Here is a 24,971-nt window from a genome sequence, read left to right as displayed (position 1 = left end):
GACATAGTGCACGCTGTTGAGTTCTCAAGGATCGGACGCACAAGAACTTCGCTCTTTCGAGCTCGGTTCAGGGCTACTCTCCACCCCGCTCGAGTGGGCGGCTGATCCAGCGACAGAACGTCGCCCGATGCCACGCGCTGCAGAAGCAGCGACTCGTCCGAGTGAGGAACCCCATCGTAAACCGCTCGGATCCGATCCCGCAAGTCGGGATCCGATCGAGCTTCTCGATGAGATCTACAGCTCTTGAGGGCGGGAGGCGGGCGGCTGAGCCGCTCTTCGCTGTCCGCGCCTTTGGGCTGACGAGGGATTACTTTACGTGCGCCTCGTCGCCATCCCGAATCGAGCGGCGATCCCGGGCGTGTCGCCCGGATTTCCGGTGTTCGGCACCTCAGTCGCAGTACTCGGAGATCCAGCCGGGCACGTCCGACTGGTCACGCAGCGCCGAGAGGCGCTGCTGCGCCGTGGCGTCATCGGCGGTCTGGGTCTCCTGGATCTGGGTGAGGAGCTCACGCCCCATCCCGGCGATCTGGGTGACCTGAGCGCGGATGCCCGTCGGCGCGACTGCGGCCACGGCATCCCAGCGATCGATGAAGGCCTGGGCCGCCGCCACGGACTCGGGGATCGACGACTGCGCCGCCGGCCATCCGAAGTCCTTCTGCTCGGCGCCCACCGGCTCGGTGGCGATCAGATGGCAGAACGCGCCCGACTGCGCCTGGAGGCTGCGGTGCTCGATCGCATCTTGCGCGGCGGAGTCCCCGAGTGCGAGGAGGCCGGCGGAGACGATCGTCATCGCGACGCCCACGGCGATGCCGGCGCTGGTGAGGCGGTGGGTCCACCCGCGCCGCCGGGCGCTCAGCGCCGCGAGCACGACGTTCGCCGCGAGCCCCACCGGGGCGATCACGATCGAGGCGCCGAAGGCGATCTTCTCGAGGAGTGTGCTTCGGCCCGACTGCGGTTCCCCACTCGGCGCCAGGGCGAATCGAGGCGCTCCGTCGGCGGCCACCGTCGGCAGCGGTCCCGCGGAGACCGGGCGCGGCACGGTCGCCGAGGACGCACGATCGGAGCCGGCCTCGTCGTCGTGCGGGGTCGCGGTGGGTTCTCGGGGTTCGGGCGCGATCGCGGCCTCGGCCCCGGCTTCCTCGTCGTCGAGGTCTCCGGCCCGGGACGTCTCGGGCGACGCGACGACGTCGGCATCGGGGATGCCGAACACACGGGTCGCCGGGGCGGATCCGTCCAGACCGTCCCCCGCATCCGCTGTCGCGAGTGTGGTCTCGTCGGGACGCTCCTCGACCGACGGAGCGGAATCCAGGCGATCCGCGCGGCCGAGCTCGGGGGCCGGATCGAAGTCCGCCACGTCGTCGTCGATCGGCGCCGGAGCCGCGGAGTCGGCATCCTCGAGCGCAGGGCCGGGGTCGACCGGGGCTTCGTCACGAGAGGACTGGTCACGGTCGGTGAGCCGTCGGAGCAGCCCGCTCAGGCCGGATCTCGGGGCATCAGCAGCGTCGGGATCGCCGCTCGGCTCGTCGGCCGGGTCGCTCTCTCGAGCATCCGTCGCCGCGTCGTCGTCGACGTGCTCCTCATCGCTGTCGCGACCCGTGAGGCGCCGCAGCAGTCCCGCCGCCGCGGTCGCGGGCCCGGGCAGAGGCACGGCGCCGGTGATCGGGTCGGGATCGAGGTCGCCGAACAGCACGTTCACGCCATCGGTCGGAGGCGCGGCGTCGCCGCCGCTCGTCGACGGGGCGGATGCGCCCGAACCGGCGGGCCCGGTCGGCGTGGCCCGCCGGAGGTCGCCGAGATCGAGAGCTCGCGGATCCGTGGTCGGCGGCGCCGCGGTGTCCGACACGTCGGCGGCCGAGTTCGCGGCGGAATCGGACGGCGTCGGCCGCGCGACGGCGGGCCGGTCCTGCTCGGTCGGAACGGCCGCCGGCGACGGTGCGTCTGCCGAGCCCGACGGCGCCGGGGCCGACGGCGCGGGGGCCGACGGCGCCTGACCGGGCAGGTACCAGGTGCGCACGCTCGGGTTCGGGTCGTCGGGTTCGCGGAGCGGGGGCGGCGAGCTCGGGGTCGCGTCGCCCGCGCTGGGGCGAGCGGTCGACCCGGCGGCCGCGGTGGGGGCCGAGGCGTCCTGTCGGTCGCCGAGGAGCGGGATCGCGCGGGTCTCAGCAGGCTCGGGAGCGCCCGCCGCGGGACGCGGGACCGCACGGGTCTCGGCGGAGACGGAGGCGTCGCCGGTCGAGGTCGGAGTCGGGGCCGGAGTCGGGGTCGGAGTCGGGGCCGAGGCCGACGCGGCGGGTGCCGCGGCCTCCCGGCTGCTCGGTGCCGTCGAGTCTGAGCTCGCGGTGCCCACGGGAGCAGAGGCCCGGGGCGTGGTCGGCACAGCAGGCGGCGTCGCGGTCGGCGCTGCGCTCGAGCTCGGGGCGTCAACCGAGCGAGCCGTGTCCTGCGCGCTGGTCGCGTCCGTCGCGCGGCGCGCGTCAGCCGAGCGGGGCGCATCTGTCACGCCGGGCGCGCCAGCCGGGTGCTCCGCGGCTGTCGCGCGGGGTGCGTCCGTCGAGCTCTTCGCCTCAGTTGAGCGAGGCGGGTCGGTGACGCGGGACGCGTCGGTCGACCGGGGCGTGTCCGTCCCGTGCGGGTTGCTGGTCGTTGACGCGGCAGCGGCGGCCGGAGACTCCGCGGGCGCCGCCGGCGTGGGGGCGGGGTCGCCCGGCGACGCGCTGGTCGAGGACGGGACGCGCGCGGGGTCGCCAACGCGCGGAATCACCCGAGTCTCGGTGTCCGCGGGGTCGGGCGGCGTCGAGGAGGTCTCGCCGCTCGGCCGACTCGACGCCGATGACGAGGCGGATGCCGCATCCGGTCGGGGGTCCGATGACGGCGAAGCGCTCGGGTCACCCGACGATGTCGGAGTTGGCGGCGTCGCGGTCGGGGGCGACGGTACGGCGATGGCCGGCTCCGGGGATGCGGCGCGCGCGGCGAACGCACCCAGCAGGTCGCTCGGCTGCGCCGAGTCGGCCACCGGGGCGGCGGGACCGCGGGACGACGGCGGGATGCGCTCGTCGGACGGCGCCGGCGAGGGCTCGGTCTGCGGCGGGCGCGGGGCGGTCCACTCCCCCGGTGACGACGCGCGGGGCGTCGCCGTGGTGGGCGTCGCCGGAGCGGGCGAGGCCGGAGCAGCTGCCACGTCACCCGGGCGCGCGGCCGCCGAGGTGGTGTCGCGGGATGCCGACGGCGGCGTCACGGGCGCCGCGGTCGGCGCAGAAGCGCCCGATGCGGCACCGGGCGCGCTCGACGGCGCGGCCGGAGCGGCGGGTGCTGCACTCGGCGAGGACGGCCCCGCGGCCGACGACACGGGGCTCGACGGATGCGGGTTCGACGGAGTGCGGTCCGCGGGGGTCGCGGACATGCTGCTCGATTCAGACGTGCTGCTCGACTCGGACGCCGGTGCGGGCGACACCGGGGCGGGCGCCGCCGGGGCGCTCGGGGCGGACGTCGCCGACCAGGCCGGTGACGCCGGACGACCCGCCGGCGGCTCGGAATCGGCGGACCCCGGCGTCGACGCACCCGAGGTCGGGGAACTCGAACTCGGCGCGGCAGTCGGCGTGAACAGCGGTCGGGCGACCGGAGCTGCCGTCGTCGGCGACTCCGGTTCCGCTGCAGCGGGCGTCGTCGAGGGGCCACCCGAGGGCGGCGCTGCGGAAGTGGAAGCGGGGTCAGCGGACACCGGGGGCGTCGGCGGGACCCAGCTGGCACGGCGACCCGGCGCATCCGCCGAGCTCGACGGCGATGCAGAGTTCGACGGCGATGCAGAGCTCGACGGCGCCGCAGCGCCCGCGGGAGCGGAGCCGGCGGCCGCAGAACCCGCGGGAGCGGCGGAGCCCGGAACGGCGGGACCCGACGGCGCCGCGCTCGGCGGCACCGCGGCGGGCGGAGCGCCGGCTCCCGGCGGGGTCGAGTCGGCCGGCACCGGGGCGGCGCGGCGGCCGCTCGGGGCGGCGGCGTCGGGACGGGGATACTGCAGCCCCGGCGGGACGCTGAAGGGGGCCGGAGCGGAGCGATCGGCAGCGGAGCGCGCCGACGCATCCGGCGTCACCGAGGGGCTGTCGTCTCCGTCGGCGCCGTCGTCGGACGGGGCGCCCGGAGACGGCGGAGGCGCGGCCGCGAGCCGTCGAGCCAGCTCGGCACGCTCGCGCGCGGCGTCGTCATCCGCCATGTACAGCCCTTTCCATCGCGTCGCCACACTAGCCGCCGACACCGCCGACCTCGTTCAGCACACTCCCGGGAACACCCGGCGCGCCGTCGATCGGCATCCGCCGGACGACGGCCTCCCGGATGCGCTGAGCACAGCGCGCCCCGTCGCCGTCTAGGCGATCCGCACCCCGGCGAGCGTCTTCTTGCCGCGGCGCAGCACGGCGACTCCCCCGGCCAGCGCCGCGCCCGCGAGCGTCGCCTGGTCGTCGCCGACCTTCGCGTTGTTGAGGTAGACGCCGCCCTGCGCGATCGCACGACGCGCCTCGCTCACGCTCGAGGTCAGCCCGGTCGCGACCAGCGCCGCCACCACCGTGTCGGCCGCGGCGACCTCGGCCGCGGGCAGCTCGGCCACCGCCGAGGCGAGGGTGGGTGCATCCAGCTCGGCCAGGTCGCCGTCGCCGAAGAGCGCCCGGCTCGCGTCGATCACGGCCGCGGTCGCCGCCGCTCCGTGCACGAAGGCGGTGACCTCCAGCGCGAGCCGCTGCTGCGCGGCCCGACGGAACGGCTCCTCGGCGACGAGGCGGCCGTACTCCTCGATCTCGGCGCGCGAGAGGAAGGTGAACACCTTGAGGCGATCGACGACGTCGGAGTCGGCCGTGTTGAGCCAGAACTGGTACATCGCGTAGGGCGAGCACATGTCGGCGTCGAGCCAGATCGCGTTGCCCTCGCTCTTGCCGAACTTGGTGCCGTCGGAGTTCGTGATCAGCGGAGTGCCGATCGCGTGCACCGACGCGCCTTCGACGCGGTGGATGAGGTCGACGCCCGAGGTCAGGTTGCCCCACTGGTCGCTGCCGCCGGTCTGCAGCACCACGCCGCGCGAGCGGAACAGCTCGAGGTAGTCGAGACCCTGCAGGATCTGGTAGCTGAACTCGGTGTAGCTGATGCCGGCGTCGCTGTTCAGGCGGGTGGCCACGGCATCCTTCTTCAGCATCGTGCCGACGCGGAAGTGCTTGCCGATCTCGCGCAGGAAGTCGATCGCGCTGAGCGGGGCTGTCCAGTCGAGGTTGTTCACCATCTGCGCCGCGCTGTCGCCCTCGAAAGAGAGGAAGCGCTCGACCTGACCGCGCAGGCGGGTCACCCACTCCGCCACGGTCTCGCGCGTGTTGAGCGTGCGCTCGGCCGTCGGGCGCGGATCGCCGATCAGGCCCGTCGACCCGCCCACGAGACCGAAGGGGCGGTGACCGGCGAGCTGCAGGCGGCGCATCGTGAGCAGCTGAACGAGATTGCCCAGGTGCAGACTCGGCGCGGTCGGGTCGAAGCCGCAGTAATACGCGATCGGGGGCCCGTGCAGGAGCTCTCTCAGCGCCTCGGCGTCGGTCGACACGTGCACGAGGCCGCGCCAGACCAGCTCGTCCCAGACGCCGTCGAAGCTCTCGTCGTTCGCGGGGATGACGGGATCAACGGTCGCAGACACCCGACGAGGCTACCGGAGCGGGGCGCGCCGGATGCCCGCATGCCGCGGGGCAGCGAGGCAGCGCCGGATGCGCGACCCCTCGTCGATGGGCAGCCCTGCCCAGCCCGGCACGTCGGGTGCTCTGGTTAGGGTCGGAGTGTGAAGCGGAGAATCCTCAGTCTGGCCGCCGTCGGCATCCTCGTCGCCCTGATCGGACTGCCGGCCGGCTCGGCGGTCGCGGCTCCGGCTCCGGCTCCGGCTCCGGCTCCGGCTCCGGCTCCGGTGCAGGCGCTCCCGGCCGGGGTCGACGACTTCACCTTCGAGTCGATGCACGCCGACTACACGCTGAGCCGCGACGGCGCCGGGCACGCGCGGCTGCGCACCGTCGAGACGGTCGTCGCCCTGTTCCCCGACTACGACCAGAATCGCGGCATCCTGCGCGCCATCCCGATGCGCGACGACGAGCGCCGCATCGACTGGAAGGTCGACGTCGAGGGCGTGACCGACGAGAACGGCACGGCGGTGCCCTGGGAGAGCGAGGAGCAGGACGGCTTCCTCGTGCTCGCGCTCGGCGACGACAGCTACGTGCACGGCCGCACGACCTACGTCATCACCTACACCGAGCGCGACGTGGTGACCGAGCACCGCGACACGAACGCGCAGGAGTTCTACTGGGACGTCAACGGCACCGGCGCCGCTCAGCCGTTCGCCGAGGTGACCGCGACCCTGGCGCTCGACGACGATCTCTCCGACGCGCTCACCGGCAAGGCCGCCTGCTATCAGGGACCGCAGGGCTCGACGCAGCGCTGCTCGATCGAACGCGACGACACGGGATGGAGCGCATCGGCGTCGGCGCTCGCCGGCCACGAGACCATGACGATCGCCGTCGGCTTCGACCTCGGCACCTTCACGCTGCCGCCCAGCCCGCTCGACTCGCCGATGGCGACGGTCGTGCCGTGGATCGTGCTCGGGCTCGGCGTGCTGGCGCTCGTGGCGATGATCGTCGTGCGGGCGCGCAACTGGCGTGACGCTCCCGGACGCGGGGTCGTCATCGCCGAGTACGAGGCGCCGGAGGGGCTCGGCGTGCTGCCGGCCGCCGCCTTCGCCTCCCGCGAGTCGGCCGGACTGCCCGCGCTGCTCGTGCAGACGGCCGTCTCGGGGGCGACCCGGCTCGTCGATCAGCCCGAGGAGGTGGCGACGCGGCGCTACCGCATCGATGTCGTGCATCCCGAGGCCATCACGAACCAGGACGACTGGTGGGCCGTGACCGCCGTGCTCGGCGGCGCGCCGACGGCGGGGCAGAGCCTCGTGCTCGATCAGGGGGACCGGGTGATCGGCGACCGGATCGCGCGGCTCATGCCGGCCGCGCGCGGCCGCGTGAGCGAGCTGGGGCTGCGGCGCCGCGTGGCGAGCGGGCGCGCGGGGAATCTCGTGCGCGTGCTGGGGATCGTGGTGCTGGTCGCGGCGTTCGGCCTGCTGGTGTGGGCTGGGGGCGCCCACGCGGGCACGCCGCTCGTGATCGGCGGGGTGGTCGGCGGCGCGGCGCTCGCGATCGTGACGCTCGTGCTCTCGGTGCCGCCCGTGCGGCGCACCCACGAGGGCAGCCTGCTGCAGGAGAAGCTCGACGGCCTGAAGCTCTACCTCACGGTCGCCGAGGAGGAGCGCCTGAAGGTGCTGCAGAGCGTGACCGGCGCCGAGCGCCGCCGCGTCGACGCGAACGATCCGGCGCAGGTCGTGCGGCTCTATGAGGAGCTGCTGCCGTGGGCGATGCTGCTCGGCGTCGAGGGCAGCTGGGCCAAGGTGCTCGCCGACCGCTATGCCACGACTCCCCCGCAGTCGGGCGACGGACTGGTCGCGCCGGGCGTGCTCTGGAATCTCAGCGCGTTCCAGGCGACCACTGCGACGCATCAGTTCGCGACGACGCCGCCCGTGACGAGTTCGTCGTCGTGGTCGAGCTCGGGCGGCGGATCGAGCTTCGGCGGAGGCTCGTCGGGCGGCGGATTCTCGGGCGGCGGAGGCGGCGGGGGCGGATTCGGCGGGCGCTGAGCGCTCAGCCCCGCGCGTCGAGCTCGGGACCGGGATCGAGGTCGAGCTCGGGATCGGCGGCGGGACGCGCATCCGGTGGCTGCGGCGGCGACACCCACGTCACCAGTGCGACCGAGATCATCATCAGCAGGAACCAGGAGACGATCTTCACCGGCGTCACCAGATGCCATCCCGCCTGCTGGTCGGGATAGAGCCAGGCGCCGGATGCGGTGCCGATGTTCTCGGCGAACCAGATGAACAGGGCGACGAGGGCGAAGGCCAGCAGCACCGGCATCCGGAATCCGCGCCGCCAGACGCGCACGTGCATGGTCGTCGGCAGGAACAGCACGATCACGACCGTGAGCAGGGCCCATCGCAGGTCGGTCGTCCAGTGCTGCGCGAAGAAGTTCAGGTAGATCAGCGCCGCGATGAGGCCCGCGAGCCAGCGAGGCGGGTAGCCCGTGAACCGCAGGTCGAACAGCCGCACCACCCGGACCATGTACGAGCCGACCGCCGCGTACATGAATCCGGTGTAGAGCGGCACCGAGCCGAGGTGCAGCACGCCATCGAGCTCGTACTCCCACGAGCCGACCCCGGTCTTGAACAGCTCCATGACGGTTCCGACGACGTGGAAGAGCACGATGACCCGCAGCTCGCGCAGCGTCTCGAGCCGGGTGACGAGCATGAGCACCTGGATGCCCCCGGCCGCGACCGTGAGCGCGTCGCTGCGGGCGAGCGGAGCTTCGGCGGGGTAGACGAGGCGCGCGAGCACGATCGCGAGCAGCATGAGCGCGCCGAACAGGCAGGCCCAGGCCTGCTTGGCGCCGAAGACGAGGAATTCGAGCAGCGCCGCGCGCGCTCCCCCGCCGGCACCGCGGTCGAGGAGCGCGCGGGCGCGGTCGTCGAGCCACTGCTCGACCGAGGTGAACCGGGCCATGGATCTCCGCTCTGGGGTGGGGCGCTCCGTGGCGCGCTCCGTGGGGCGCTCGCGCGACGCGTCCGGCGGCGCGTTCGCGCAGAAGCGGCACGCTAGCCGCGCCAGCTGTGAAGCCTCTGGCCTTGATAGGTGACTGATCAAGGATCTAGACTTCATCACAGCGGGAACACCACCGCGGATCGGGGCAGCTCAGGATGTTCGTCATCACGGCCGATCAGGTCGGCAGCCGCCGTGGCGCCGACCTCGTGGCCGGCGCCCTCGACGACATCCAGACCGCCGTCGGCCCCCGGCTCGCACTGCCCGCCGACCGCACCGCCGGCGACGAGCTGCAGGCCGTGACCGACGACGCCGAGGCGGCGCTGCGCCTGATGCTGCGCCTGAGTCGCGACGGCCGGTGGAGCATCGGCTGCGGCATCGGCGCCGTCGACGTGCTCGCCGAGACGACCCGCGCGAGCAGCGGGCCCGCCTTCGTGCTCGCACGCGACGCGGTCGAGGCGGCGAAGCACCGCCGCACTCGCGTCGCGGTGCGGGGCGGCGCGCCGGGCGCATCGGCGGCCGAGCGATCCACGGGCGCTGCCGCGACGATCGAGCCGCTCGTCGACCTGCTGGTGCTGCTGCGGGCGCGACGCACCGACCCCGGATGGGAGCTGCAGGCGCTACTCGATGAGGGCATGACGCAGGGCGAGGCCGCCCAGCGCCTCGGCATCACTCCTCAGGCCGCGAGCCAGCGCGCCCGGGCCGCCGACCTCGCGGCCGAGTCCGCTGCGATCCCGGCACTCGTGCGACTGCTGCGCCGCGCCGACCCCGACGGCTCCGACCCCGGCGCGGACTCGGGTTCGTCGGAGGCCGGGGCGACGAAGGAGGACTCGTGATCGTCATCCAGACCATCGCCTGGATCGTCGCCGTGCTCGCGGTCACGGCCGGAGCCGTGCTCGCGGGCCTCGGACTGCGACGACACCGCCCCGAAGCCGGGCTGCTGGCGGTCGCGCCGATCGCGATCGGGCTGCTGCTCACGCTGCTGGGGGTACGCATCCCGTCGCCGTCGCCGGTTCTTGATGCGCTGCTCGCGCTCGCGATCGGCGCCGCCGGCGTCGTGGCCGGGTCGCCCCTGACGGTGCTCGTGCTACGGCGCACCGCGCCCGCGGCGATCGACACGACGCAGGGTGAGAACGCGGGCATCCGCGCGGCCTCGGACCGGCCGCGACGCGAGAGCGCAGTGGGCGCGGTCGGGTCGGCGGGCGACGGAGCGGACGCCGAGGGCACCCCGCGCGAGGTCATGCGCGGCGGCGGCGTGATCGGCTACCTGGAGCGCTTCGCGATCATCGGCGCGGTCGCGCTCGGGCGTCTGGAGGTGCTCGCCGCGATCATCGCGATCAAGGGCCTCGGCCGCTTCAACGACCTGGACAGCTCGGTCGCGCGCGAACGGTTCATCATCGGCACGCTCGTGAGCATGACCTGGGCGGGCAGCTGCGCCGCGCTCATCCTGCTCGCGGGGCTCGCGCCGAAGCTGGGCTGACGCGGGGCGGCACCGCCATCGGCCGGTCTCCGCCCGAGCCGACCCGACCTGAGACGACTCAGGATGCGCGCAGCAGCGGCAGCACCTCCCGGCCGAGCACGCGCACGAGCTCAGCCACGTCCGCGTCGCTCTCGTGGCGCGGCGCCTGCGCGATGATCCGGGTGGCGCCGGCGTCGGCGTAGGCGCGGAACCGGGCCGCGACCTGCTCGGGCGTGCCCGCCGCGTATCCCTCGGCCGGCTCGAGCCCCTCGGGACGCCAGGCGACCGTGTCGGCCTCGGCCCGCTCGACGGCGCCCTGCCCGACGGCCGTGATGACGCCGACGCCGAGCGGGCGGGGCGATCCGGTCGTGCGCACCGCGAGCTCGGCCATGGCACGCACCTCGTCGACGGTCTGCGGGGCACCGAGCAGCACGCCGTCGCCGACCTCCGCGGCGAGCGCGAGCGACTTCGGTCCCCCGCCGCCGACGTGCAGCTCGAGAGGCGCGTCGAGCGGCCAGGTGAGCCGGATGCGGTCGAGCTTCACATAGCGGCCCTCGACCGTCACCTCCTCGCCCGCGAACAGGCGGCGCATCGCATCCGCCGACTCGCGCAGCAGCGTCAGCGGCGAGGCGACGCGCACGCCGGCCTGCCCCATCCACTCCTGCACGCCGTGGCCGATGCCGGCGATGAAGCGACCGGGGAACATCCGCTCGATCGTGGCGAGCTCCATCGCCGTGACGGCCGTGCTGCGCAGGGGCAGCGGCAGCAGGCCGATGCCGACGCGGATGCGCGAGGTCGCGGCGAGCGCCGCCACCGCCGGGGCGATGCCGCTCTCGGCGAAGCAGTCCTCCCAGACCCAGAGCTCGTCGAGCCCGGCCTCCTCGACCGCGCGCGCGAGCGGCAGCAGTCGCTCGGGAGGCATCGTCGGGTCGAAGGTCATTCCGAGGCGGGGCAGCTCTGCGTCCATGCCTCCACCCTGGCCGAGTCCGCCGACATCGGCGAGGGTCGCGCAGGCGGGATGCGCGAAGGCGGGCGACGGTCAGCGCGGCGAACGGCGGTACGGAGACACGGTCGGGTCGCCCGCGATCGTGAAGCGCCAGGGGTAGGCGTCGGTGCCGCCGGCACCCGAGACGCCGGTGCGCGGTCCGGTGTGGATGCGCGACGCCGCCAGCGGCGACGACGGCAGCTCGAGCGCGAAGGGGGCGCCGTCGAGGGTGGAGCCGTCGTCGGCGAGGCCGATGCCGAGCGCGATCGTGAGGCGCGCCGGGCCGCGCGCGAGGTCCGCATCCACTCGACTCGTCGTGCGTCGCTCGCGGGCGGTGTCGAGTCCCTCGACCACCTCGCCGGCGCGCAGCAGCACGGCCGAGGCGGCGCCCTCGGGCGAGCAGACGACGTTCGCGCAGGCGTGCATGCCGTAGGAGAAGTAGACGTAGAGGTGCCCGGGCGGGCCGAACATCGGGCGCGTGCGCGGAGTCGGCCCACGGTGAGCGTGCGATCCGGGATCCTCGCCGACGCCGAGGTAGGCCTCGACCTCGGTGAGGCGCACACTGACGCCGCGCCCGTGCAGGATCGCACCGAGCAGCCGCGGCGCCGCCTCGACCGAGGGGCGCCGCAGCAGGTCGATCAGCTCGGCGTTCATCGGCGAGTCATCGGGGCGGTCCGGAGGCGCGGCGGCTCAGAAGAAGCTCTGCCCCGACACGACCACGACGACGATCACGAACACGATGACCGCCGCCGCGACCGCGATCGCCGCCGGCACGATCCAGCGACGCGGCGGACGCGCCGGCGCGGGCGTGCCCATGGCGCGACCGCGCGTTCCCCGGCCGCCCATCACTCGGCCAGTCCACGCACGCGCTCGGTGAGCGCCGCGAGCTGCTCGGCGACGCGCTCGGGCGCCGTGCCGCCGACGCCGGCGCGGCTCGCGAGCGAGCCCTCGACGGTCAGCACGGCGCGCACGGTGCCGGTGAGTCGCGGGTCGATCGCGGCGTACTGTGCGTCGGTCGGCTCGTCCAGCTCGAGTCCCTCGACCTCGCAGAAACGCACGAGCGCTCCCGAGATCTCGTGGGCCTCGCGGAACGGCACGCCCTCGCGCACGAGGTGGTCGGCCACGTCGGTCGCGAGCGAGAAACCCTGCGGGGCGAGCTCGGCCATGCGGGCGGTGTCGAACTCGAGCGTCGCCACGATGCCGGCGAAGGCGGGCAGCAGCACCTCGAGCGTCTGCACGGAGTCGAAGACGGGCTCCTTGTCCTCCTGCAGGTCGCGGTTGTAGCCGAGCGGCAGCGCCTTCAGCGTCGCGAGCAGCCCGGTCAGGTTGCCGATGAGGCGACCGCTCTTGCCGCGCGCGAGCTCGGCGATGTCGGGGTTCTTCTTCTGCGGCATGATCGACGATCCCGTCGAGAAGCCGTCGTGCAGGCGGATGAACCGGAACTCACGCGTCGCCCAGAGGATGATCTCCTCGGCGAAGCGCGACAGGTCGATGCCGATCTGGGCGGTGATGAAGGCGAACTCGGCCACGACATCGCGCGAGGCGGTCGCGTCGATCGAGTTGAGCATCGGCGCGCCGAGTCCGAGCTGCTGCGCGATCGGCACGGGGTCGAGGCCGAGTGCCCCGCCCGCGACCGCGCCGGCGCCGTAGGGCGACTCGGAGGCGCGCACGCGCCAGTCGCGCAGGCGCTCGAGGTCGCGCACGAGCGGCCAGGCGTGCGCGAGCAGCTGGTGGGCGAGCAGCACGGGCTGCGCGTGCTGCAGGTGCGTGCGGCCGGGCATGGGGGCGCCGGGATGCGCGGCCGCCTGCCCGGCGATCGCGTCGATCGTCTGCACGATCAGGTGCTGGATGCGCGCCGCGTGATCGAGCAGGTAGAGCCGCACGAGCGTGGCGATCTGGTCGTTGCGGCTGCGGCCGGCGCGCAGGCGCCCGCCGAGCTCCGGACCGACCGCGGCGACGAGCTCGCGCTCGAGCGCGAAGTGCACGTCCTCGTCGGAGGGCTGCGGCTGGATGCTGCCGTCGCGCCAGCCGGCCTCGATCCGATCCAGCCCGGCCAGCATCCGCTCGAGGTCGTCGGCGCTGAGGTAGCCGGCGGCGGCGAGCGCGCGGGCGTGGGCCCGCGATCCGGCGAGGTCGTAGGGCGCGAGGGCCCAGTCGAAGTGGGTCGAGCGGCTCAGCGCCTCGAGCTCGGGCGAGGGGCCGTCGGCGAAGCGCCCGCCCCACAGCGACGAGCCGCCGGCCTTGCCGGGCGCATCCACGCCGTCGGCGACGCCCTCGGTGCTCTGGACCTCGGTGCTCTGGTCGTCGGTCATGCCGCCGCCCCCTTCTCGACCCGCGCGAGCAGCCAGGCGAGCAGGGCCTTCTGCGCGTGCAGGCGGTTCTCGGCCTCGTCCCAGATGACGCTCGCCGGGCCGTCGATGACGTCGGCGGCGACCTCGTAGCCGCGGTAGGCGGGCAGGCAGTGCAGGAAGATCGCGCCCTCGGCGGCCTCGGCCATGAGCTCGGAGGTGACCTGGTAGGCGCCGAGCTTCGCGACGCGGTCGGCCTTCTCCTCCTCCATGCCCATCGACACCCAGGTGTCGGTGACGACGACGTCGGCGCCGGCGACGGCCTCCGACGCGGAGGCGGTGACGAGCACCGATCCCCCGGTCTGCGCCGCGCGCGTGCGGGCGTCGTCGACGAAGCGCTGCTCGGGCTGGAAGCCCTCGGGCGCGCCGATGCGCACGTTCATCCCGGCGGTCGCGCCGGCGAGCAGGTAGCTGTTGGCCATGTTGTTGGCCCCGTCGCCGACGTAGGCGACCGTGAGCCCGGCGAGCGTGCCCTTGTGCTCCTGGATCGTGAGCAGGTCGGCGAGCAGCTGGCAGGGGTGGAAGTCGTCGCTCAGCGCGTTGACGACGGGCACGGTCGCGCCGGCCGCCATCTGCTCGAGGCCCGACTGGGCGTAGGTGCGCCAGACGATCGCCGACACCATGCGCTCGAGCACGCGGGCGGTGTCGGAGGGGCTCTCCTTGCCGCCGAGCTGGCTGTTGCCGGTGTCCATGACGAGCGGCGAGCCGCCCAGGTCGGCGATGCCGACCGAGAACGACACCCGGGTGCGCGTCGAGGTCTTGTCGAAGATGACGGCGACGCTCTGCGGCCCGGCCAGGGGCTTGTGTACCCAGCGGTCGGCCTTCATCTCGCGGGCGAGCGCGAGGATCTCGAGCTGCTCGGCGCTCGACAGGTCGTCGTCGCGGAGGAGGTGGCGGGTCATGCGGGGGCTCCCGTCGGGGTCGGGGTGGATGCGGTGGTGCCGGTCGCGGCGTGAGTCGCGTCGGCGGCGGGCGCGGGCGCGGTCGCGGCGACCTCGGCGAGCGCCGCGCCGAAGCGCTCGAGGAACACGGCGAGCTCCTCGTCGCCGATGTTCAGGGCGGGGGCGAGGCGGACGACGTCGTCGGCCGGGGCGTTGACGATGAGCCCGTGGCGGTGGGCGGCGGCGCGGATCTCGTTCGCCACCGGGGCGGCGAGCTCGATGCCGAGCAGCAGGCCGCGTCCGCGCACGCCGGTCACGAGCGGGCTGCCGAGCGCGAGCACGCGCTGGGCCAGCTCGGCGCCGCGCGCGGCCGCGTTCTCGACCAGGCCCGCGTTCTCGACCTCGCCGAGCACGGCATCCGCGACGGCGCTCGCGAGCGCGTTGCCGCCGAAGGTCGTGCCGTGCTGGCCGGGGCGGAACAGGTCGCCCGCGCCGTGGAAGGTGACGAGCGCGCCGATCGGGAAGCCGCCGCCGATGCCCTTGGCGAGCGTCATCGCGTCGGGCTCGATGCCCTCGTGTTGGAAGGCGAACCAGGCGCCGGTGCGTCCGGCGCCGGTCTGGATCTCGTCGACGATCAGCAGCGCGCCGTGCTTCTGCGTGAGCTCGCGCGCGGCCCGCAGGTACCCCTCGGGCAGCGGGATCACGCCCGCCTCGCCCTGGATGGGCTCGACGATCAGCGCGGCCACGTCGTCGCCGATCGCAGCCTCGAGCGCCTCGATGCTGAGCTCGAGGTGCTCGATGCCGCCGAGCAGCGGCTCGAAGGGCTCCCGCAGAGCGGGCTTGCCGGTGAGGGCGAGCGCCCCGGTCGAGCGGCCGTGGAAGGCCTTCTCGAGCGCCAGGATGCGCGGCCGCCCGGTCAGCTTGGCGAGCTTGAGCGCCGCCTCGTTCGCCTCGGTGCCCGAGTTCGCGAGGAAGACGCGGTCTCCGCCACTGAGCCGCAGCAGCCGGTCGACGAGCGCCAGCTGCGGCGGGGTCGTGAAGTAGTTCGACACGTGCGCGAGCGTCGCCGCCTGCCGGCTCACCGCATCCACGAAGACGGGATGCGCGTGCCCGAGCACGTTGACGGCGATGCCGCCGAGGAAGTCGAGGTACTCGACCCCGTCGACGTCCCACACGCGCGAGCCCTCGCCGCGCTCGAAGGCCGCCAGTGGGCGACCCCACGACGGCATCATCGTCTGGGTGTAGTGGTCCAGGTCGTTCTCGGTGCTCATGCCGGCACCACCTCCGTTCCGATGCCCTCGCTGGTGAAGATCTCGAGCAGGATCGAGTGCGGGCGCCGCCCGTCGATCACGGCGGCCTTGGGCACGCCGCCGAGCACCGCATCCAGGCAGGCGGTCATCTTGGGGATCATGCCGCTCTGCAGCGAGGGCAGCAGCGCGGCGAGCTCGGACGAGTCGATCTGCGAGATGAGCGACTCGGGGTCGGGCCAGTCGCGGTAGAGACCCGCGACGTCGGTCAGCACGACCAGCTTCGCCGCGCCCAGCGCGACCGCGAGACTCGCGGCGGCCGAGTCGGCGTTGACGTTGAGCGAGGTGCCGGGCTCGTCGAGGTCGGGCGCGATCGACGAGACGACGGGGATGCGCCCCGCATCCACCTCGGCGAGCACCGCCGCCGGATCGACCGACACGACGTCGCCGACCAGGCCGATGTCGACCAGCTGTCCGTCGATCTCGACGCCGCGACGGCGACCGCCGAACAGGCCGGCGTCCTCTCCCGCGATCGCGCTCGCGAGCGGGCCGTGCTCGTTGATCAGGCTGACCAGCTCGCGGCTGACCTGCCCGGTGAGCACCATGCGCACGATCTCCATCGCCTCGGGCGTGGTGACGCGGTAGCCGCCTTTGAACTCGCTCGGGATGCCGAGCCGGTCGAGCATCGCCGAGATCTGCGGGCCGCCGCCGTGCACGACGACCGGGCGGATGCCGGCGGAGCGCAGGAACACCATGTCCTGCGCGAAGGCGTGCTGCAGCTCGCGGTCGACCATGGCGTTGCCGCCGAACTTGATCACGACGATCTCGCCGGCGAAGCGCTGCAGCCAGGGCAGCGCCTCGATCAGCACCGACGCCTTGGCGGCCGCGGTCTCGAGGCGGGATGCGGGGCGCGTCGGGTCGAAGGCCGGCGCGACGCCCGCCGCGGCGAGCAGGGCGGCCGTGCGCTCGGGCGCGTTCGGGTCGGCGGCGCCGAGCGCCGCACCCTCGGGAGACGCGTCGCTCATGAGCTGTACGCCGAGTTCTCGTGCACGTAGTCGTGCGTGAGGTCGTTCGTGTAGATCGTCGCCGCGGCGTCGCCATGGTGCAGATCGATCAGCACGTGCACGGCGCGCGAGGTCAGGTCGACCTCCTCGCGCGGGCGGTCGGGGCCTCCGGCCGAGCAGACGCGCACGCCGTTCATGCTCACGTCGACCGCGTAGGGGTCGAAGGGCGCCTGCGTCGTGCCGATCGCGGCGAGCACGCGGCCCCAGTTGGGGTCGTTGCCGAACACGGCGGCCTTGAACAGGTTGTTGCGAGCGACCGAGCGCCCCACCTCGACGGCGTCGGCCTCGCTGCCCGCGCCGACGACCTCGATCGCGATGTCGTGGCTGGCGCCCTCCGCATCGGTCTGCAGCTGCAGCGCCAGGTCGAGGCTGACCTCGCGCAGCGCCGCCGTGAACTCGGTCAGGTCGGGGGTCACACCGGATGCGCCGCTCGCGAGGAGCGTCACCTGGTCGTTGGTCGACATGCAGCCGTCGCTGTCGAGGCGGTCGAAGGTGACGCCGGTAGCGGCACGGAGGGCCGCATCCAGCTGCGCGGAGTCGAGCACGGCGTCGGTCGTGATCACGACGAGCATCGTCGCGAGACCCGGGGCGAGCATCCCGGCGCCCTTGGCCATGCCGCCGATCGTCCAGCCCGCGCCCGCGCGGTGCGCGGCCGTCTTGGGCTTCGTGTCAGTCGTCATGATCGCGGCCGCCGCGCCGGCGCCGCCCTGCTCCGAGGCCTCGAGCTGCTGCGCGGCGAGCTCGACGCCCGCCAGCAGCTTGGCGCGGTCGAGCTGGTCGCCGATCAGGCCGGTCGAGCAGACGAGCACGTCGCCCGCATCCACGGCCACCGCGGCGGCGACGCCCTCGGCCGTCGCGTGCGTGGTCTGGAAGCCCTGGGCGCCGGTGAAGCAGTTGGCGCCGCCGGAGTTGAGCACGATCGCCGAGACCTGCCCGTCGGCGATCACCTGGCGCGACCAGATGATCGGGTTCGCCTGGGCGCGGTTCGAGGTGAAGACGGCCGCGGCGGCGTTCAGCGGCCCGCGGTTCACGACGAGCGCGAGGTCGGGGTCGCCGCTGGTCTTGAGTCCGGCGCGCACGCCGGCGGCGGCGAACCCTGCGGGGGCGGTGACGGTCACGGGGCGACTCCGTTCACGGGAAGGCCGAGGGTCTCGTCGAGGCCCAGAGCGAGGTTGGCCGACTGGATGGCCGCGCCCGCGGTGCCCTTGACGAGATTGTCGAGGGCGCTCACGACGACGACGCGGCCGGCGCGCTCGTCGACGGCGAGGCCGACGAGCACCGTGTTGGCGCCCGTCGTGTCGCCCGAGCGCGGGAAGACGCCCTCGGGAAGCAGGTGGGCGAAGGGCTCGTCGGCGTAGGCGGCCTGCCACGCAGCCCGCACCTCGGCGGCCGTCGTGCCCGGCACGAGCTTCGCGGTCGAGGTGGCGAGGATGCCGCGCGACATCGGCACCAGCACCGGCGTGAACGAGATGCTCACCCCGCTGCCGCCCGCGGCCGTGAGGTTCTGGATGATCTCGGGCACGTGGCGGTGCACGCCGCCGACGCCGTAGGCCGAGGCCGAGCCGGCGATCTCGCTCGCGAGCAGGTTCAGCTTGAGGCTCTTGCCCGCGCCCGAGGTGCCGACGCTGAGCACGCTGACCAGGTCGTCGGCCTCGATGACGCCCGCGGCGATGCCGGGGGCGAGGCCGAAGGTCACGGCGCTGACGTTGCAGCCGGGAACGGCGATGCGCTTCGTCGCGGCGAGGGACGCCCGCTGGGCGCCGGCCGTGGCGATCGCGCCCGGCGTCGTGGTCGCGGTGTCGGAGCCGGCGATGGGCAGCTCGGGCATGCCGTAGGTCCAGGCGCCGAAGTACTCGCCGCCGTACCAGGTCTCCCAGGCTCCCGGATCGCGCAGGCGGTGGTCGGCGCCGCAGTCGACGACGAGCACGTCGTCGGGCAGCTGCGCCGTGATCGCGCCCGAGGCGCCGTGCGGCAGCGCCAGGAAGACGACGTCGTGGCCGGCCAGCACGGCCGACTCGGTCCGCTGCAGCACGAGGTCGGCGTAGGTCAGGAGGTGCGGATGCACGGCGGCGAGCTTCTCGCCCGCGTTGCTGTGCGCGGTCACCGTGGTGACCTCGAGATCGGGATGCGCGGCGAGGAGGCGGAGGAGCTCGCCCCCGGCGTAGCCGCTCGCGCCGGCGACGGCGACGGAGTAGGACATGGCGGATACCTCAGGATGTCAGCGACGGACGTGGATGCGGGGCGGCGACGTCAGCGCTGGTGAGGCTCGGCTCGTGGCCAGGCTCAGCGGCGGGACGACGCCCCGGTTCGGCGCGCACGACGGAGACGTCGCGCAGCGCGCTGCTGAGCTCCGGTCGTCAGGTCCACGCGTCGACCCTAGCGCGCCCCGCGGCACCCGACACAATCGGGGCCCGCGCATCCGGCCCTGTCGCTCGGAGGAACGCCCGGTCTAGCCTGGCGGCACGAGGCCGCGGCGGTCGTCGCCCGGCGGATGCGGAGGGTTCCCATGTCGGACATCGACCAGCTGCTCAAGACCCTGCCCGTCGGCGACATCGCCCGCCAGGTCGGCGTCGACGAGGACACCGCCGAGGACGCGCTGCAGCAGATCCTTCCCGGACTCCTCGGCGGGCTGCAGGCCAACGTCGCCGACGGCGGCGGCGCATCGCTCGAGAAGGCCCTCGGCACGCACCAGGGCCGCTCGCTCTCGCTCGCCGACGTCGACGAGGCCGACGGACGGAAGATCGTGAAGAACGTCTTCGGCGACAACGCCGCCCCGGTCGCCTCGAAGCTGGCCGACTCGAGCGCGAAGTCGTCGGTCACCTCGGGCCTGATCGAGAAGCTCCTGCCGATCGTGGCGCCGCTCGTGCTCGCCTGGATCGCGAACCGGTTCTTCGGGTCGAAGGATGCGGGTGACTCGACCGCGGCGCCGGCCTCGTCCAGCGGTGGGCTCGGCGACATCCTGGGCGGACTGCTCGGCGGGGGCTCGGGTTCCTCGTCGTCGGGGTCCTCCGCCGGCGGCATCGGCGACATCCTCGGTGGCCTCGGCGGGCTGCTCGGCGGCGGAAAGCGCTGACCCGAATCGGACCTCGCGCAGAAGTCGACTGACGACGACGGGCGGGATGCTCGCGCATCCCGCCCCGTCGTCTCGGCTTCGCCGCTGCTCGCGTCCTAGTCGCGCAGCGCCGCCCCGAGCCGCTCGGTCGCGAGCGCCACGCCCGCGAGCTTCGCCTCGGTCGCCTCGGCGGCCGTGAGGGTGCGGTCGGCGGCGCGGAAGCGCAGCGCGAGCGTGATCGACTTGCTTCCCTCGGGCACGCCCGGGCCGCGGTAGTCGTCGACGAGGCGCACGTGCTCGAGCAGCTCGCCCGCACCCTCCGTCACGGCCGCGATGACCTCGGCCGCCGGAACCGCCGCGTCGACGACGAGCGACAGGTCCTGCGTCGCCGCTGGCAGGGTGCCGATCGCACGCGCGGCGCGCTGGCCGCCGCCGAGGGCGATCACCGCATCCAGGTCCAGCTCGGCGACCGCGACGACGCGGGGCAGGTCGAGCTCCGCGGCGAGCGCCGGCAGCAGCTCGCCCGCGTGGCCGACGCTCTGCCCGTCGACGCGCAGCTCGGCCGTGCGTCCCGGGTGCAGCGCCGGGTGCGCGCCCTGCACGATCTCGAGCGTCACGCCCGCCGCGAGCGCGACCTCGCGCGCCGCATCGAGCGCGTCGGCGAGACCGGCGTGCACGGCCGCCAGCCCGGGCTGCTTCTCGACCACGTCGCCGAGCGCGAGGAAGCCCACGCGCCAGGCCTGCGCCGGGATCGACGCCTGCAGCTCGCTCAGCACGTCGTCCGTCGGGCGGGCGGCGCCGAGCGGGATGCTCTCGGTTCCGTAAGCCCGATCGGCCTCCGGCAGGAAGACGGTGCCGACCTCGTAGACCGCCAGGTCGGTGAGGCCACGGCCGAGGTTGCGGCGCGCGACCTCGACGAGGCCCGGCAGCAGGCTGCGGCGCATCAGCGCCGCCTCGCCGTCGAGGGCGTTCGCGAGCTTCACGGCCGGCGCCCCGGGCGTGAACGCCTCGATCTGCGCGCGCGAGTGGAACGGGTACGCCTGCACCTCGGTCGATCCCGCGTCGGCGAGCGCCTGCGCGACGCCGCGGCGGATGCCCTGCGCGCGCGTCAGACCGCGACCGGGCGGGGCGACCGGCAGCACCGACGGGATCTCGCCGTAGCCGACGATGCGCGCGACCTCCTCGACGAGCGTCGGCCCGTCGATCAGGTCGGGACGCCAGGTCGGCGGAGTCACGGTCGCCGTCGCGGTGAGCGCCAGGTCGCCGTGCACCTCCACCGTCGCGCCGATCAGCTGCAGCGTCGCCACGACCTGCTCGGCCGTGTAGTCGACGCCCACGATGCGCGTCGGCAGGTCGAGCGCGAACTCGATCGGGGCGGGCAGGATCGCGTCGCCCGCATCCACACCCAGCTCGTCGATCTCGCCGCCGGCCAGCTCGGCCAGCAGCTGCGCGACGCGGGCCGCCGCGAGCGGCGTGACGCGCGGGTCGACGCCGCGCTCGAGGCGCTTGGCGGCCTCGCTCGGCAGCTTGTGACGGCGGGCCGTGCGCGCGATCGAGATCGGATCCCAGTTGATCGCCTCGATCAGCACGTCGGTCGTCGCGTCCGAGATCTCGGTCGCCGCGCCGCCCATGACGCCGGCCAGCGCGACCGCACCCGACTCGTCGGCCACGACGAGGTCCTGCGGGTCGAGCTTGCGGGTCACCGCGTCGAGCGTCTCGATCGTCTCCCCCGGCGTCGCGCGGCGCAGCGTGATGCCGCCCTGCAGCTTCGCCAGGTCGAAGCCGTGGATCGGCTGCCCGAGCTCGAGCATCACGTAGTTCGTCACGTCGACGGCGAGTGAGATCGAACGGATGCCCGCGAGGCGCAGGCGGGAGCGCATCCACGTCGGCGTCGGCCGGGTCGGGTCGATGCCGCGCACCACGCGGAACGCGATGACCGAGGCGCCCTGGCGCCCGCGGATCGGCGCCGCGTCGTCGAGCACGACCGGGAATCCGCTCGCGGCCACCGGCGTCACCGCGTCGGCCGGGTCGCGGAAGGTCGCTCCCGTGGCGTGCGCGTACTCGCGCGCCACCCCGCGGATCGAGAAGGCGTAGCCGCGGTCGGGCGTCACGTTGATCTCGACCGCCGCGTCGTCGAGGCCGAGCAGCGGCAGCGCATTCGTGCCCGGCTCCGGGTCGAGACCCAGCTCGACCAGACGCAGGATGCCGTCGTGCTCGTCGCCGAGACCCAGCTCGCGGGCCGAGGCGATCATGCCGTCGGAGACATGACCGTAGGTCTTGCGCGCCGCGATCGGGAACGGTCCGGGCAGCACGGCGCCCGGCAGCGTCACCACGACCTTGTCGCCGACGCCGAAGTTGTGCGCGCCGCAGACGATGCCGCGGGGCTCGGCCTCGCCGACATCCACCTGGCACCAGTTGATCGTCTTGCCGTTCTTCTGCGGCTCGGGCTCGAGCGACAGCACGCGGCCGACGACGACGGGGCCCGTCACCTCGGCGACGTGCACGTCCTCCTCCTCGAAGCCGACGCTCACGAGCGCCTCGTGCACGTGCTCGAGCGTCGCGTCCTCCGGAAGCGCCGTCCACTCACGCAGCCAGCTCAGCGGGATGCGCATCACACCACCATCCCGAACTGCTGCGAGAAGCGCACATCGCCCTCGACCATGTCGCGCATGTCGTTCATGTCGTTGCGGAACTGCAGGGTGCGCTCGATGCCCATGCCGAACGCGAAGCCCTGGTACTCCTCCGGGTCGATGCCCGCCGCGCGCAGCACGTTGCGGTTCACCATCCCGCAGCCGCCCCACTCGACCCACCGCGCGCCGCCCTTGGCGTTCGGCTGCCAGACGTCCATCTCGGCGCTCGGCTCGGTGAACGGGAAGAAGTTCGGGCGCAGACGGATCTGCGCGCCCTCGCCGAACATCGAGCGCGCGAGGTGCTCGAGCGTGCCGCGCAGGTGCGCCATCGTCAGACCCTTGTCGATCGCGATGCCCTCGATCTGCTGGAAGACCGGGGTGTGCGTCGCATCCAGCTCGTCGGTGCGGTAGACCCGCCCCGGCGCGACGACGTAGAGCGGCAGCGGCCGGCTCAGCAGCGAGCGGATCTGCACCGGGCTCGTGTGCGTGCGCAGCACCAGGTGGCGCTCGACCGGTTCGACGAAGAAGGTGTCCTGCATCGCGCGGGCCGGGTGGTCCTCGTCGAAGTTCAGGGCGTCGAAGTTGAACCACTCGTGCTCGAGCTCGGGGCCCTCCGCGATCTCCCAGCCCATGCCGGTGAACACGTCGCCCATCGCCTCGGTCAAGAGGCTCAGCGGATGCCGGGCACCGGCGCGGCGACGGCTCGGCACCGCCGTCACGTCGACGCTCTCGGCGGCGAGACGCGCCTGCTCCTCGGCGGCGAGCACGACGCCCTCCTGCGCGGCGAGAGCCTGGTTGACGCGGCCGCGGGCCTGGCCGACGAGCTTGCCGGCGGCGGCCTTCTGGTCGCCGGGCAGATCGCGGATGGCGGCGTTCAGCTTCGCCAGCGGCGACTGCTCGGCCGTGTGCTCGGTGCGGGCGGCGCGCAGGGCGGTCGAGTCGCCGGCTGCGGAGATGGCCGCGAGTGCGGCATCCACGGCCTCGGCGACCGCCTGCTCGGTGATCGGAGTGGGGTCGGACACGAGAAGCGAGTCTATCGACGCGCGGCGGGCCGGACGCCGTCGGGCGTCTGGCCCGCCGCGCGGGGAGGGTGTCGGCGACGGCCGCTAGGCCTGGGCGCCGCCGGCCGGGTTCGAGAGGTTCATGACCGAGGTGCCCGTGGATGCCATGGCCGGGCTCTGCGGACGCTTGCCGCCGCCGCGCGGCTTGCGGCCGCCGCGCAGCCGCACCTCGAGCATCTTCGCGACGCCGGCCAGGATCAGGCAGAGCGCGATGTAGATCGAGCCCATGACGATCGCCGACGGGATGATCGGCGAGCCGTACTGCAGCTGGGTTCCGTAGAACTTCGCCAGGTACAGCAGCTCCTGGTAGGTCACGATGAAGCCGAGCGCGGTGTCCTTCAGCACAACCACGAGCTGCGCCACGATGATCGGCAGCATCGCGCGCACGGCCTGCGGCAGCAGGATCATGCGCATCAGCTGGCCCTTGCGCAGGCCGATCGCCATGCCCGCCTCGCGCTGCCCCTTCGGCAGCGACTCGACGCCCGCACGGAAGATCTCGGCGAACACGGCGCCGTTGTAGAGCGTGAGGCCCGCGACGACCGCCGCGTAGGGCGACCAGCGGATGCCGATCGTCGGCAGGCCGTAGTAGAACAGCATGATCAGGATGAGCAGCGGGATCGCGCGGAACAGCTCGGTCACGAGCATGACCGGCACGCGCACGACCGCGTGGTCGGAGAGCCGGCCCATCGCGAGGATGAAGCCGAGCACGAGCGACAGCACGCCCGCGAGGGCGAAGGCCGCGAGAGTGCGGCCGAGCGCACCCGCGATGTCGCTCCAGACCTTCTGATAGCCGAAGATCGACCACTTCTGAGCCGAGAACTGCCCCGTCACCGCGAAGCGGTAGACGATGAAGCCGAGGATGGCCGCGACCACGATCAGCGTGATCGCGCCGATCACGACCTGACGGCGACGGGCGCGGGGGCCCGGGGCGTCGAAGAGAACCGAGCTCATCGGGCGAGCCTCCACTTCTTCTCGAGCGCGCGTTGCGCCCACGACAGGAGTGCCACGAGGAGCACGAAGATCAGGGCCACCCAGAGCAGCACGACGAGCTGCGGCTCGCCGCGCTCCGAGAGGTAGGCGCGGATGGCGCCGGCATCGGCCACCGAGAAGCCGGCGGCGATGGTCGTGTTCTTCAGCAGGGCGATGAACACGTTCATGAGCGGCGGCACGATCGCGCGGAAGGCCTGAGGCAGCACGACCAGCGTCATCGACTGGCCGAAGGTGAGTCCGATCGCGCGCGCCGCCTCGGTCTGGCCGAGCGGCACGGTGTTGATGCCCGACCGCAGCGCCTCGGCGACGTAGGTCGCCGTGTAGAGCGAGAGCGCGATGATCGCCAGCACCAGATAGCTCGCCCGCGGCAGACCCAGCTTCGGGTAGCCGAAGGCGAAGAAGAAGAAGATCAGCGTGAGCGGGGTGTTGCGCACGATGTTGACGTACACGGTGCCGAGCGCGCGCATCGGCGCGACCGGCGAGACGCGGAACGTGCCCACGATGGTGCCGAGCACGAGGGCGATGAGACCCGCGCACACGAACATGATCAGCGTGTTGCGGAACCCCGTGACGAAGATGTCGAGGTTGTCGAGCAGCACGTTCACGCGCCGACTCCTT

Annotated in this window: 21 protein-coding genes; 5 read left to right on the top strand and 16 right to left on the bottom strand. The window is 73.5% G+C overall.

The genetic code is table 11. From position 1 onward, the window contains the following. Positions 1-388 precede the first annotated feature (388 nt). Positions 389-2,347 (bottom strand): hypothetical protein, encoded by a 1,959-nt coding sequence (locus tag FJ658_RS14930; RefSeq protein WP_141146174.1) that lies wholly within the window; start codon positions 2,345-2,347, stop codon positions 389-391. A gap of 424 nt (positions 2,348-2,771) precedes the next feature. Here FJ658_RS14930 and FJ658_RS14925 point away from each other — a divergent pair, with 424 nt between their 5' ends. Beyond that, positions 2,772-4,361 (top strand): hypothetical protein, encoded by a 1,590-nt coding sequence (locus FJ658_RS14925; protein WP_141146173.1) that lies wholly within the window; start codon positions 2,772-2,774, stop codon positions 4,359-4,361. Here the strand turns inward: FJ658_RS14925 and tyrS are convergent. Continuing rightward, positions 4,358-5,659 carry a tyrosine--tRNA ligase gene (gene tyrS, locus FJ658_RS14920; RefSeq protein ID WP_141146172.1) on the bottom strand — a complete coding sequence of 434 codons (1,302 nt, stop codon included), beginning with the start codon at positions 5,657-5,659 and terminating at the stop codon, positions 4,358-4,360. The genes FJ658_RS14925 and tyrS overlap by 4 nt on opposite strands. A gap of 138 nt (positions 5,660-5,797) precedes the next feature. Between tyrS and FJ658_RS14915 the strand changes: the two genes are divergently transcribed. After that, positions 5,798-7,684 carry a DUF2207 domain-containing protein gene (locus tag FJ658_RS14915; RefSeq protein ID WP_141146171.1) on the top strand — a complete coding sequence of 629 codons (1,887 nt, stop codon included), beginning with the start codon at positions 5,798-5,800 and terminating at the stop codon, positions 7,682-7,684. A gap of 4 nt (positions 7,685-7,688) precedes the next feature. Here the strand turns inward: FJ658_RS14915 and FJ658_RS14910 are convergent, their stop codons facing one another. Further along, a complete protein-coding gene (locus FJ658_RS14910) occupies positions 7,689-8,600 on the bottom strand; it encodes a DUF817 domain-containing protein (RefSeq protein WP_141146170.1) in 912 nt (303 codons plus the stop codon). 194 nt (positions 8,601-8,794) lie between these two features. On the opposite strand from FJ658_RS14910, the gene FJ658_RS14905 reads away from it, so the two are divergent. Together FJ658_RS14905 and FJ658_RS14900 are read left to right on the top strand one after the other, a co-directional pair. Continuing rightward, entirely contained in the window at positions 8,795-9,472 is a 678-nt protein-coding gene (locus FJ658_RS14905; protein WP_141146169.1) for a DNA-binding protein, read from the top strand. Then, the gene (locus FJ658_RS14900) at positions 9,469-10,116 is read left to right on the top strand and encodes a hypothetical protein (RefSeq protein ID WP_141146168.1); all 648 of its coding nucleotides are present in this window, start codon (positions 9,469-9,471) and stop codon (positions 10,114-10,116) included. The genes FJ658_RS14905 and FJ658_RS14900 overlap by 4 nt, the downstream gene beginning before the upstream one ends. A 58-nt stretch (positions 10,117-10,174) precedes the next feature. On the opposite strand, the gene FJ658_RS14895 is transcribed toward FJ658_RS14900, so the two are convergent. The 9 genes from FJ658_RS14895 to FJ658_RS14860 all read right to left on the bottom strand — a co-directional run bounded on the left by FJ658_RS14895 (position 10,175) and on the right by FJ658_RS14860 (position 18,820). Then, positions 10,175-11,062: an LLM class flavin-dependent oxidoreductase gene (locus tag FJ658_RS14895; protein ID WP_141146167.1), complete on the bottom strand. Its 888-nt coding sequence runs from the start codon at positions 11,060-11,062 to the stop codon at positions 10,175-10,177. Between the two features lie 72 nt (positions 11,063-11,134). Beyond that, a complete protein-coding gene (locus FJ658_RS14890) occupies positions 11,135-11,734 on the bottom strand; it encodes a DNA-3-methyladenine glycosylase (protein WP_141146166.1) in 600 nt (199 codons plus the stop codon). 36 nt (positions 11,735-11,770) lie between these two features. After that, on the bottom strand, positions 11,771-11,896 hold the full coding sequence (locus tag FJ658_RS16890; protein ID WP_255447757.1) for a hypothetical protein: 126 nt from the start codon (positions 11,894-11,896) through the stop codon (positions 11,771-11,773). Between the two features lie 29 nt (positions 11,897-11,925). Then, positions 11,926-13,392: an argininosuccinate lyase gene (gene argH / locus FJ658_RS14885; RefSeq protein WP_141146165.1), complete on the bottom strand. Its 1,467-nt coding sequence runs from the start codon at positions 13,390-13,392 to the stop codon at positions 11,926-11,928. Next, positions 13,389-14,330, bottom strand: a complete 942-nt coding sequence (argF, locus tag FJ658_RS14880; RefSeq protein WP_141146164.1) for an ornithine carbamoyltransferase — start codon at positions 14,328-14,330, stop codon at positions 13,389-13,391. Before argF ends, argH begins: the two co-directional genes overlap by 4 nt. Continuing rightward, positions 14,327-15,580 carry an acetylornithine transaminase gene (locus tag FJ658_RS14875; protein ID WP_141146163.1) on the bottom strand — a complete coding sequence of 418 codons (1,254 nt, stop codon included), beginning with the start codon at positions 15,578-15,580 and terminating at the stop codon, positions 14,327-14,329. The genes argF and FJ658_RS14875 overlap by 4 nt, the downstream gene beginning before the upstream one ends. Next, positions 15,577-16,581, bottom strand: coding sequence for an acetylglutamate kinase (argB, locus tag FJ658_RS14870; RefSeq protein ID WP_141146162.1), 1,005 nt, complete (start codon positions 16,579-16,581; stop codon positions 15,577-15,579). Before argB ends, FJ658_RS14875 begins: the two co-directional genes overlap by 4 nt. Beyond that, positions 16,578-17,738 carry a bifunctional glutamate N-acetyltransferase/amino-acid acetyltransferase ArgJ gene (gene argJ / locus FJ658_RS14865; RefSeq protein ID WP_141146161.1) on the bottom strand — a complete coding sequence of 387 codons (1,161 nt, stop codon included), beginning with the start codon at positions 17,736-17,738 and terminating at the stop codon, positions 16,578-16,580. The genes argB and argJ overlap by 4 nt, the downstream gene beginning before the upstream one ends. Beyond that, on the bottom strand, positions 17,735-18,820 hold the full coding sequence (locus tag FJ658_RS14860; protein WP_141146160.1) for an N-acetyl-gamma-glutamyl-phosphate reductase: 1,086 nt from the start codon (positions 18,818-18,820) through the stop codon (positions 17,735-17,737). Before FJ658_RS14860 ends, argJ begins: the two co-directional genes overlap by 4 nt. A 306-nt stretch (positions 18,821-19,126) precedes the next feature. Here FJ658_RS14860 and FJ658_RS14855 point away from each other — a divergent pair, with 306 nt between their 5' ends. Next, positions 19,127-19,693, top strand: a complete 567-nt coding sequence (locus tag FJ658_RS14855; protein ID WP_141146159.1) for a DUF937 domain-containing protein — start codon at positions 19,127-19,129, stop codon at positions 19,691-19,693. 95 nt (positions 19,694-19,788) lie between these two features. Here the strand turns inward: FJ658_RS14855 and pheT are convergent, their stop codons facing one another. The 4 genes from pheT to FJ658_RS14835 all read right to left on the bottom strand — a co-directional run bounded on the left by pheT (position 19,789) and on the right by FJ658_RS14835 (position 24,958). After that, entirely contained in the window at positions 19,789-22,284 is a 2,496-nt protein-coding gene (gene pheT / locus FJ658_RS14850; RefSeq protein WP_141146158.1) for a phenylalanine--tRNA ligase subunit beta, read from the bottom strand. Then, the gene (gene pheS, locus FJ658_RS14845; RefSeq protein WP_141146157.1) at positions 22,284-23,324 is read right to left on the bottom strand and encodes a phenylalanine--tRNA ligase subunit alpha; all 1,041 of its coding nucleotides are present in this window, start codon (positions 23,322-23,324) and stop codon (positions 22,284-22,286) included. The genes pheT and pheS overlap by 1 nt, the downstream gene beginning before the upstream one ends. 84 nt (positions 23,325-23,408) lie before the next feature. Next, on the bottom strand, positions 23,409-24,314 hold the full coding sequence (locus FJ658_RS14840) for an amino acid ABC transporter permease (RefSeq protein ID WP_141146156.1): 906 nt from the start codon (positions 24,312-24,314) through the stop codon (positions 23,409-23,411). Then, complete coding sequence (locus tag FJ658_RS14835) at positions 24,311-24,958, bottom strand: amino acid ABC transporter permease (RefSeq protein WP_141146155.1); 648 nt, start codon at positions 24,956-24,958, stop codon at positions 24,311-24,313. Before FJ658_RS14835 ends, FJ658_RS14840 begins: the two co-directional genes overlap by 4 nt. Positions 24,959-24,971 lie beyond the last annotated feature (13 nt).

This window comes from Schumannella sp. 10F1B-5-1 (assembly GCF_006517535.1).
Lineage (GTDB): Bacteria > Actinomycetota > Actinomycetes > Actinomycetales > Microbacteriaceae > Schumannella.
This window is presented reverse-complemented; position numbering and strand designations above follow the sequence as displayed.

What these genes read in the sequence shown, in the direction of transcription:
- FJ658_RS14910 (WP_141146170.1), bottom strand. Translation starts at nt 8,600, where the DNA reads ATGGCCCGGTTCACCTCGGTCGAGCAGTGGCTCGACGACCGCGCCCGC.
- FJ658_RS14840 (WP_141146156.1), bottom strand. Translation starts at nt 24,314, where the DNA reads ATGAGCTCGGTTCTCTTCGACGCCCCGGGCCCCCGCGCCCGTCGCCGT.
- FJ658_RS14875 (WP_141146163.1), bottom strand. Translation starts at nt 15,580, where the DNA reads ATGAGCACCGAGAACGACCTGGACCACTACACCCAGACGATGATGCCG.
- pheT (WP_141146158.1), bottom strand. Translation starts at nt 22,284, where the DNA reads ATGCGCATCCCGCTGAGCTGGCTGCGTGAGTGGACGGCGCTTCCGGAG.
- argB (WP_141146162.1), bottom strand. Translation starts at nt 16,581, where the DNA reads ATGAGCGACGCGTCTCCCGAGGGTGCGGCGCTCGGCGCCGCCGACCCG.
- FJ658_RS14860 (WP_141146160.1), bottom strand. Translation starts at nt 18,820, where the DNA reads ATGTCCTACTCCGTCGCCGTCGCCGGCGCGAGCGGCTACGCCGGGGGC.
- FJ658_RS14855 (WP_141146159.1), top strand. Translation starts at nt 19,127, where the DNA reads ATGTCGGACATCGACCAGCTGCTCAAGACCCTGCCCGTCGGCGACATC.
- FJ658_RS16890 (WP_255447757.1), bottom strand. Translation starts at nt 11,896, where the DNA reads ATGGGCACGCCCGCGCCGGCGCGTCCGCCGCGTCGCTGGATCGTGCCG.
- FJ658_RS14905 (WP_141146169.1), top strand. Translation starts at nt 8,795, where the DNA reads ATGTTCGTCATCACGGCCGATCAGGTCGGCAGCCGCCGTGGCGCCGAC.
- argF (WP_141146164.1), bottom strand. Translation starts at nt 14,330, where the DNA reads ATGACCCGCCACCTCCTCCGCGACGACGACCTGTCGAGCGCCGAGCAG.
- FJ658_RS14890 (WP_141146166.1), bottom strand. Translation starts at nt 11,734, where the DNA reads ATGAACGCCGAGCTGATCGACCTGCTGCGGCGCCCCTCGGTCGAGGCG.
- argH (WP_141146165.1), bottom strand. Translation starts at nt 13,392, where the DNA reads ATGACCGACGACCAGAGCACCGAGGTCCAGAGCACCGAGGGCGTCGCC.
- FJ658_RS14895 (WP_141146167.1), bottom strand. Translation starts at nt 11,062, where the DNA reads ATGGACGCAGAGCTGCCCCGCCTCGGAATGACCTTCGACCCGACGATG.